The organism is Moorena sp. SIO4G3, from assembly GCF_010692305.1.
In the GTDB taxonomy this organism is placed as follows: Bacteria; Cyanobacteriota; Cyanobacteriia; order Cyanobacteriales; family Coleofasciculaceae; genus Moorena; species Moorena producens_A.
In genome coordinates this window covers 1-8,729 of sequence record NZ_JAAHIG010000178.1, presented here as the reverse complement: position 1 = coordinate 8,729, position 8,729 = coordinate 1, and the positions used below count along the sequence as shown (strand labels likewise).

Here is an 8,729-nt window from a genome sequence, read left to right as displayed (position 1 = left end):
CAGACACACATATTCGCTTTGATTGGGCAATCAAAAAACTGCTGCGTAATAAAGCTAACTTTGGTGTTTTGGAAGGGTTTTTAAGCGAGTTATTGCATTTCGATATTACCATCAAAACCCTTCTCGAAAGCGAAGCTAATCAAGAGACACTCGATGATAAAACCAACCGAGTTGATATTCTCGCTGAAACCACTGATGGCGAGCTCGTCCTGATTGAAGTACAAAACAACCCTCAACACGATTATTTCCACCGTATGCTCTACGGTGCGTCTAAGTTAGTCACCGAATACTTAGGAAAAGGTCAAGAGTATGGTGAAATTAAGAAAGTATATTCAATTAATATAGTCTACTTTAACTTGGGGATGGGGGATGACTATATTTATTCCTATCGCGGAGAGTTTGTTGGGGCTAATCTTGGGGATATCCTGCAACCGACCAAAACTCAGGAGTTCAAATTTCACATCAACAAAGTAGCAGATATCTTCCCAGAATACTACCTGCTGAAAGTAAATAATTTTAAGGAATTAGCGAAAACTAGCTTAGATGAATGGATTTATTTTCTCAAAAACAGCGATATCAAAACGGAATTTTCGGCCAAAGGAATAGAAGAAGCGAAGGAGGCGCTGCGAGTCACTAATTTATCAGAACAAGAAAGAGCAGCTTACGAGCGTTACCTAAAAAATAAGCGTGACGAAGCCAGTATACTCAGTACCCAAGAGTTTGAGACGAGATGGCAAGTGGAACAGGCAGAAATTCGAGGTATGAAAAAAGGTATCCAACAAGGGAAACAAGAAGGTATTCAACAAGGAAAAAAAGAAGAAAAAATAGCGATCGCCCGTTCCTGTAGGGAACAAGGTTTAGATGTGGAGACTATTATGAAAATCACCCAACTTTCTCGGGAAGAGATTGAATCAATTTAGAATTTAGAATTTAGAATTTAGAATTTAGAATTTGTAATTATACATTTTGCATTCACCATTCACTATTCTGCATTCACCATTCACCATTCACCATTCACCATTCACTCTTTCTTCCTTAATAGGGTTCCCCTGGCCAGATTTTGGTCAAGGACGTTCAAGATTTCCCTATTCACCGTTCTGTGGCCACAGGGCATCCTCAGCGTAAAATTTAGATATAATCGAGAACAGTAGCACCAGCACAAGACCATGGCAGACACACATATTCGCTTTGATTGGGCAATCAAAAAACTGCTGCGTAATAAAGCTAACTTTGGTGTTTTGGAAGGGTTTTTAAGCGAGTTATTGCATTTCGATATTACCATCAAAACCCTTCTCGAAAGCGAAGCTAATCAAGAGACACTCGATGATAAAACCAACCGAGTTGATATTCTCGCTGAAACCACTGATGGCGAGCTCGTCCTGATTGAAGTACAAAACAACCCTCAACACGATTATTTCCACCGTATGCTCTACGGTGCGTCTAAGTTAGTCACCGAATACTTAGGAAAAGGTCAAGAGTATGGTGAAATTAAGAAAGTATATTCAATTAATATAGTCTACTTTAACTTGGGGATGGGGGATGACTATATTTATTCCTATCGCGGAGAGTTTGTTGGGGCTAATCTTGGGGATATCCTGCAACCGACCAAAACTCAGGAGTTCAAATTTCACATCAACAAAGTAGCAGATATCTTCCCAGAATACTACCTGCTGAAAGTAAATAATTTTAAGGAATTAGCGAAAACTAGCTTAGATGAATGGATTTATTTTCTCAAAAACAGCGATATCAAAACGGAATTTTCGGCCAAAGGAATAGAAGAAGCGAAGGAGGCGCTGCGAGTCACTAATTTATCAGAACAAGAAAGAGCAGCTTACGAGCGTTACCTAAAAAATAAGCGTGACGAAGCCAGTATACTCAGTACCCAAGAGTTTGAGACGAGATGGCAAGTGGAACAGGCAGAAATTCGAGGTATGGAAAAAGGTATCCAACAAGGAAAACAAGAGGGGATCGAACAAGGTCTTCAACAAGGTATCCAACAAGGAAAAAAAGAAGAAAAAATAGCGATAGCACGTTCCTGCCGGGAACAAGGTTTAGATGTGGAGACTATTATGAACATCACCCAACTTTCTCGGGAAGAGATTGAATCTTTATAAACTCCTACCCATCTTGATACCCCTTGAAGTCCTGGAATTGCCCAGTTTTCATATCCCACAACCTGACCTATTAGCAGATACGTGGTAATTGTTGACCGCTTAACAGATCCACGACCCTGGTTGCACCAATTTTACTCTGCATAGTGACTAGACTGGAATTCTCGTCTGTTACCTTGCCAATTAAACCAGCATCTTTTCCCAAGGAGTGCGATCGCATAATCTCCAAACCCTTTTGTGACTCTTGCTCCGGTAAAATAACCACAAATCGACCTTCATTGGCCACATAAAGCGGATCGAACCCCAGAATTTCACAGGCTCCTTGTAAATCTTCCTTGACTGGAATCAGACTTTCATCAATATGGATGCCAAGATTAGCCCCAAGGGCAATTTCGTTTAAAGCACTGGCCAAACCACCACGAGTCAGATCCCGCATACAGTGAATTTCGATCCCACTTTGGGTTAGGTCTAGGACCAAATCAGCAAGGGAAGCACAGTTGCGTAGGGTGCGTGATAAGACGGACTCCCCTTGATTTTATTGGTAGTCAGTGTTGGCAAAGTCCGTCCCGTAACGCACCACCAAAAGGCTCACTCTGATTTAATCGGTAGCTATTGTTGGGAAAGTCCATCCCGTAACGAACCACTTGCTAAATTTTTGCTTACTTAAATTCTGCCATGTAGATTGGAAATTGTGTTAGCTAATCACCAACTTTTATTTGTTTTTATTTTAGACTATTTTAGTTGATTAATTTCTATTTGATTTGATTAAAATGCCTAGTTTTATTTAGTCATAATTTCCAGTCAATACCGTCCAAAATTTTTATATCAAACTCCTATACACCTATTTTTTTAGTCAATAGGCTAGAAGTCATAACCATTTATATTGACAATCATGGCCATGACCAAGAAGACTAATCGCAACCGAAAACGTTGGCTATTAATAGAGTTCGTTGTGGAGTTACTAGCTTTGTTCCTTGATGAAAACCTAATCATAGTGTTGAATCTTTGCTTGTTGATTTGGCGTTGGATCAGGGAAGAAGAGGAGTAGTAGGGTCGATATAATAGTTGTAAAAAAGAAAGTAAGTGTGGGAAGGGTGGGGAGATGGGGACTGTAAGCTCAACAGGATTTTTTTCCCTCTTACCTCTTCTCTCTTACCTCTTCTCTCTTCCCTGCTCCCTGCTCCCTGCTCCCTAAAATCCAGCAATTTGTACCTAACAGCAATTGCAAACCGCTGTATCATAGTTGTAGTCTACTACTTTTTTGAGTAAACCAACCCTCAGCCCAATCTCAGCCATGAAATTCATCAGCCCCAAAACCGACTTTGCCTTTAAAAAAATCTTTGCCTCCCAGGAAAGTAAGCCGATTCTGATTAGCTTCCTCAATGCTCTTGTCTATCACAATCAACCTCTCATCCAAGATTTAGAAATTATTGATCCTTATCAGTCTTCTCCTCTGCCAATCCTCAAAGACTCTTTCCTCGATGTGAAAGCTAAGCTGAGGGATGGTTCTCTAGTGATTATTGAAATGCAGGTTTTGCAGGTAGAGTCTTTTGCTCGTCGAGTTTTGTATAACGCAGCTAAAGCTTACTCACTACAATTAGGTAAAGGGGAAGGCTACCGTTATCTCAAACCAGTGATTGCTCTGACCATTACCGATTTTATTATGTTTCCTGAGAATAATCAGGTAATTAATCATTTTGAGTTCCGAGAAAAAAGTACCAACATCAGCTACGTAGAAAATTACTTACAATTATTTTTTGTAGAGTTACCGAAGTTTGAGAAGCAGTTGGAGCAGTTAGAAGATTTGGATGAGTTGTGGATGTATTTTTTAAAAAATGCCCCTTCCTTAGATACAGTCCCAGATAAAATGGCACAACTACCAGAGTTTCAACAGGCATTTGGGATTGCGTCTCAGGCGAATTTAACCAGGAAGGAGTTGGAGGAACTAGGAAAACGAGAAATGTTTATTCATGACCAACAAGGGCTGATTCTATTTGCTGAAAAACAAGGGAGAGAAAAAGGAATGAAACAAGGGAGAGAAGAAGGAATGAAACAAGGTAAAGAAGAAGGAATGAAACAAGGTAAAGAAGAAGGGGAGAAAGAAAAAGCCCAAGCAATTGCACGCCAACTTCTGCCTCTTTTGGATGATGAAACCATTAGCCAAACTACTGGCATACCTGTAGAGGAAATCAGGAAGCTTCGCTGAACAAGTCAAAAGGCAATAGACTAATGAAGAATTTAGAATGAAGAATTTAGAATGAATAATGAATTTTTAGTTGGGTAGGGTGTGTTAGGGACGGACTCACCCTGGTTTTATCAGTAGCCAGTATTGGGACAGTCCGTCCCGTAACGCACCACAGTTTTGTAGGGTGGGCAAGGGGAAATAAATTGGTTGGAGCGCTTGGGTTGACCAATCACCTTGCCCACCAGGATTAACTGTGGCTAGCTAGCTTGGCTTTTGGCGTTGCTGAATCAAGTAATGAATAGCAGTAGAGTGGGCATCCTGCCCGCTCGACCAGATATTGATAACGGGCAAGATGCCCATTCCACCCACCGGGTCAACTGTTCCCGATTCCCGATTCCCGATTCCCGATTCCCGATTCCCGATTCCCGATTCCCGATTCCCGATTCCCGATTCCCAATTGAACACCGCTATAAGTAATTTCTCGGAATAAATCCAGGATTATTATAGCTTTCGTAAATCTTAATTTCTGATCAACATAGATTAAAAAGATATAAATTATTATGTTAGGTTTTAATCAAAGTAACTTCATAATTCCAATTTCAGAGGGCATGGTAATAACGCAGGATTTGCCAAAAGAACTTGAAACTATTGAAATTGAGAATAAATACGAAGATTGCCTGTTCATGAAATTAGAGGGGACTATCGTTCAGCCAGATAAAATTGACCTACTTTTAACGATAAACTTTCATGATCAATTTTTAGAACTACCCGGTGGTAGCATCAAACTTGGGCTAACCGGTGGAGAGCTAAGGCTGAACTTAACCAATGGCAAACTTCCCTATTCTAACCGTGGTTTCAACGATGATTTTAAAGTTTCCATAGAGAAAAAGCGACGGTCAAAGCAAGGTAGTCAAATTCACCATGACAAGAAGATGTCCATGGGTTTAGACCCTACTTCCAATCAATTTGAGTTCAACATAGGCACAGAATTAAATCTCAGGAAAAATATCAATCACGAAAAAACTGATGAATTCACCATCATGGATTACCAGATCACATCCAAAGGTGGAGAAACCAGTCCAGCCTGGGTTTTTGCGGCCAAAAGTGGTGAGCCATTATTAACTGGAACCCTCAGCAGTATATGGTTAGGCAGCATTACCAAACAAGATATCAATCAACCCTGTTATATCGAAGCGATTTTCACAGTTTTGCCGAAAAATGTCCATCTTTATGAAGCGGAGGGAATCTGGTTTCAAGAAATTAGTCGAGAAGAACGGGCAGTCCTAGATCGAAAGATTGTCTTATTTTTACTCAAGCGCCAATTAAAACCTTATGTAAGTCGGTTGGTATTGCAGGATGTTTAATCAAGAATTAAGCCAGGAAATTATCAAGACACTCCAAGGTTTTCGAGCAGCCAAGACCAAGAATTTCAAGAAATTAGCAGAAGTTGCTGGTTTAGATATTACTAGTGACTTTGCAGGTGCTAACCTTAGGGGTGTTAATCTCAGTCGTCTTAATCTCAGCCATGCTGACTTAAGTGATACTGATTTAAGGGATGCTAAACTCAGTGGCACTGACTTGAGTGGCGCTGACTTGAGTGGTGCTGACTTGAGTGGGGCTAGCTTGATTTCAGCAAACTTAAGCCATGCTAATCTCAGTAATGCCCAAGTCAAAGGAACTCGGTTTGGCAAAAATCCCGGTCTGGTTGAACAGACCAAGGATAACCTGATCAAGCGAGGAGGGATATGGGAACCTAGTATCACGGAAGTGCTTCTGGCTTGGAATGAATTGAATGACCGTGACCGAGATTGGATGATTGCCACAGGGGAGAGTAAAGAAATTCCAGCTGGTCATGTCTTGATTCATGAAGGACAATCGATCAATGCCCTCTACATTGTCCTAGATGGCATCTTAACCGTTTCCGTTGAAGCTTGGAAAAGTCGGGAAATTGCTCGATTATCCAACGGTGAAGTAGTCGGAGAAATGTCTTTTGTGAAAGATCATCCCCCTTCCGCTACAGTTAAAGCTTTAGAAGACTCCATTGTGTGGTCAATTGATCGAGCTAAATTAACCCATAAACTAGAGCAAGACCCTCGTTTTGCAGCTCGTTTTTATCGCTTGCTTGCTGCTGCTATTGCTGATCGAATACACCTGACCACAATTAGCTTACTTTACTTCGAGAAAGAGTATCAGATAGAAGACCCGATGGCGACTAACCTGAAGATTGATGAACTAACAACCTCCAGTCACTATCGGTTCATGGCTACACCCATTAATAAGGACTCAATCAAAACCTATGAAAAAGTTATTTTAGACAAAACTAAGGCAGCTTTACTGATTAATGGGGTGATTGAATCTTGAGCTATCAGCTATCAGCTATCAGCTATCAGCTATCAGCTATCAGCTATCAGTTTATGGGCTACGCCCACGCTACGGTAACAGGCAAAGGCCAACGCCTGACCGCTGACCGCTGACCGCTGACCGCTGTTCGCGTAGCGTGCGCTTAGCGCTTAAGCTGACAATTAATCGTCTTTTTTAATCACTTTAAACTCATCTAGCAATTGCACCCAATTGATAGCATCTCTCTTGTCATAAACCCACCCGATCAGATTGATATCTCCTGTTTCCCAAGCAAATTTCCACCAAGCATCTAACTGTTCCTCTGTAACATCTAATCCTATTATTTCATTTTTAAAAGTATCACTGGTAGGCTGACTAGAGTGATGCCCCTGGATAAACTGTTGCCAGTCAGCTACGGTAAACTTAAAATCGTAATCCTGTGCTACCTTAACTACCTCTTCTGGATTTCTAGTAGCTATTAGCTGCTGTTTTAAATCCTCTTGTTGAGAAATAGCATGGAAAAATTGAGCAACAGTTTCTGTATAGATTGTAGACATTGTAGATATTAGCTATAAAAAATGCGTCACTCATGGACGCCAGTTAATCGACTTTACATCTACAATTATAATTAATGACAATTATTAATTATTATTCTTTCGAAAAAGATAAAGGCCAAGACGATAAAGGTGGTGTCTCTAACAAGGCAGCACTGAGACTGTCGTGAATCTTGGCATTAGTTGCCAGAATCCGCCCAGAATTAATATCAATAGGACTGCCATCATAAGCGGTAACTTTACCACCAGCTTCTTCTAGGATAACGATGCCAGCAGCTATATCCCAAGGAGAAAGCCCTCGTTCCCAATAGCCATCCAATCGTCCAGTAGCAACATCACACAAATCGATGGATGCAGAACCACTACGACGAACGCCTTGAGTCAGATGAGTCAGGTAACAGAACTCGGCATAGTTGTTATCGGAAGTCTGCCGCCGGTCATAGGCAAATCCAGTCACTAACAAGCTTTTACCCAGGTCAGATACTTGGGAAACCTTGATTGGCTGACTATTGCAGGTTGCGCCTAAGCCCACAGCTGCACACAATAACTCATCCCGAAAGGGATTATATACTGCTCCCACCTGAGGCTTGCCGTCAATCAACAACCCCACAGAGGTAGCAGCAATGGGGTATTGATGGGCATAATTAGTAGTACCATCGAGGGGGTCAATCGCCCATAGGTATTCACTTTGATTGTCTCCCAGTTGACCGGATTCTTCTGCGAGAATCGAATGGTCTGGTACATCATTTTTGAGTATATCTAAGATTACTGCTTCTGCTTCTTTATCAGCTGCAGTGACTAAATCTCCAGGACGTCCTTTCTCTTCTACAGTTTTGAGATTGCCCCAGTAAGTTTTCAAAACATCACCAGCAGCAGTGGCAGCTTTAGCGGCAATATCAAGGAAAGTTTGTAGTTGTTCGGAGGTATGTTCTGTCATTGAGCAGATAACCTGTAGTTTATGAATTGTAAGCAGTCAGCGGTCAGCGGTCAGCAGTCAGCGGTCAGCAGTCAGCGGTCAGCGGTCAGCGGTCAGCGGTCAGCGGTCAGCGGTCAGCTGTCAGCTTATTTTATTCAAAAGTACTTCAACTAGCGTGGCACAGGCTTTGGCCAAAGGCCACGCTGTGCGAACGACGCTGGGACTTGACCCATAAGCACCTCAAGTAGCTTGGCCACAGGCCGAAAGCTGATAGCTGATAGCTGATAACTGATAGCTGATAGCTGATAGCTGAACGCGCACGCGTGCGCGTAGCGCATAAACTGATGGCTGATAGCTGATGACTAATAACTAATAACCACTAAGGATTTTGACGGCGAAATTCTGCTGGTGTCAAGCGCAAAGGCTGATCTGGGTTCCAAATCCCATAGCCCATAATTCTGGCGTATTCTTGAGCACGAGCCATTTTCTGATCATATTTGTTATTGGGGGCTAGGGGTGACGCTAAGGCACAGCCCTTAGCTACCAACTGCTCATTGACCAACACACCATCTATCCATACATAGGCTAACCAGCGACTATAGCGGTCTTGTTCCTCTACATCG

Annotated in this window: 12 protein-coding genes; 8 read left to right on the top strand and 4 right to left on the bottom strand. The window is 41.8% G+C overall.

Annotated features, from left to right (window positions below; genetic code table 11):
• Together F6J99_RS26055 and F6J99_RS26050 are read left to right on the top strand one after the other, a co-directional pair.
• Positions 1-920: Rpn family recombination-promoting nuclease/putative transposase (locus F6J99_RS26055; RefSeq protein ID WP_293116666.1), on the top strand; the 920-nt coding region annotated here is incomplete at its 5' end.
• 246 nt (positions 921-1,166) lie between these two features.
• Complete coding sequence (locus F6J99_RS26050; RefSeq protein WP_293116664.1) at positions 1,167-2,114, top strand: Rpn family recombination-promoting nuclease/putative transposase; 948 nt, start codon at positions 1,167-1,169, stop codon at positions 2,112-2,114.
• 70 nt (positions 2,115-2,184) lie between these two features.
• Here F6J99_RS26050 and F6J99_RS26045 read toward each other — a convergent pair whose 3' ends face one another.
• Positions 2,185-2,589 (bottom strand): AIR synthase-related protein, encoded by a 405-nt coding sequence (locus F6J99_RS26045; protein ID WP_229424163.1) that lies wholly within the window; start codon positions 2,587-2,589, stop codon positions 2,185-2,187.
• 420 nt (positions 2,590-3,009) lie between these two features.
• On the opposite strand from F6J99_RS26045, the gene F6J99_RS26040 reads away from it, so the two are divergent.
• From F6J99_RS26040 to F6J99_RS26020, 5 genes are all read left to right on the top strand, one after another.
• Positions 3,010-3,159 carry a hypothetical protein gene (locus F6J99_RS26040; RefSeq protein ID WP_293116662.1) on the top strand — a complete coding sequence of 50 codons (150 nt, stop codon included), beginning with the start codon at positions 3,010-3,012 and terminating at the stop codon, positions 3,157-3,159.
• A 246-nt stretch (positions 3,160-3,405) separates the two neighbouring features.
• The gene (locus F6J99_RS26035; RefSeq protein ID WP_293116660.1) at positions 3,406-4,317 is read left to right on the top strand and encodes an Rpn family recombination-promoting nuclease/putative transposase; all 912 of its coding nucleotides are present in this window, start codon (positions 3,406-3,408) and stop codon (positions 4,315-4,317) included.
• Positions 4,318-4,590: 273 nt separating this feature from the next.
• A complete protein-coding gene (locus tag F6J99_RS26030) occupies positions 4,591-4,773 on the top strand; it encodes a hypothetical protein (protein ID WP_293116658.1) in 183 nt (60 codons plus the stop codon).
• 131 nt (positions 4,774-4,904) lie between these two features.
• Positions 4,905-5,660: a hypothetical protein gene (locus F6J99_RS26025; protein ID WP_293116656.1), complete on the top strand. Its 756-nt coding sequence runs from the start codon at positions 4,905-4,907 to the stop codon at positions 5,658-5,660.
• A complete protein-coding gene (locus tag F6J99_RS26020; protein ID WP_293116654.1) occupies positions 5,653-6,657 on the top strand; it encodes a pentapeptide repeat-containing protein in 1,005 nt (334 codons plus the stop codon). The genes F6J99_RS26025 and F6J99_RS26020 overlap by 8 nt, the downstream gene beginning before the upstream one ends.
• Positions 6,658-6,818: 161 nt before the next feature.
• Here the strand turns inward: F6J99_RS26020 and F6J99_RS26015 are convergent, their stop codons facing one another.
• Together F6J99_RS26015 and F6J99_RS26010 are read right to left on the bottom strand one after the other, a co-directional pair.
• Positions 6,819-7,193, bottom strand: coding sequence for a Nif11-like leader peptide family natural product precursor (locus F6J99_RS26015; protein WP_293058301.1), 375 nt, complete (start codon positions 7,191-7,193; stop codon positions 6,819-6,821).
• Between the two features lie 91 nt (positions 7,194-7,284).
• Positions 7,285-8,127, bottom strand: coding sequence for an inositol monophosphatase family protein (locus F6J99_RS26010; protein WP_293116652.1), 843 nt, complete (start codon positions 8,125-8,127; stop codon positions 7,285-7,287).
• Between the two features lie 21 nt (positions 8,128-8,148).
• Here F6J99_RS26010 and F6J99_RS26005 point away from each other — a divergent pair, with 21 nt between their 5' ends.
• Complete coding sequence (locus F6J99_RS26005; RefSeq protein WP_293116650.1) at positions 8,149-8,280, top strand: hypothetical protein; 132 nt, start codon at positions 8,149-8,151, stop codon at positions 8,278-8,280.
• 205 nt (positions 8,281-8,485) lie between these two features.
• On the opposite strand, the gene F6J99_RS26000 is transcribed toward F6J99_RS26005, so the two are convergent.
• A partial coding sequence (locus F6J99_RS26000; RefSeq protein ID WP_293116648.1) for a thermonuclease family protein occupies positions 8,486-8,729 on the bottom strand: 244 nt, incomplete at its 5' end.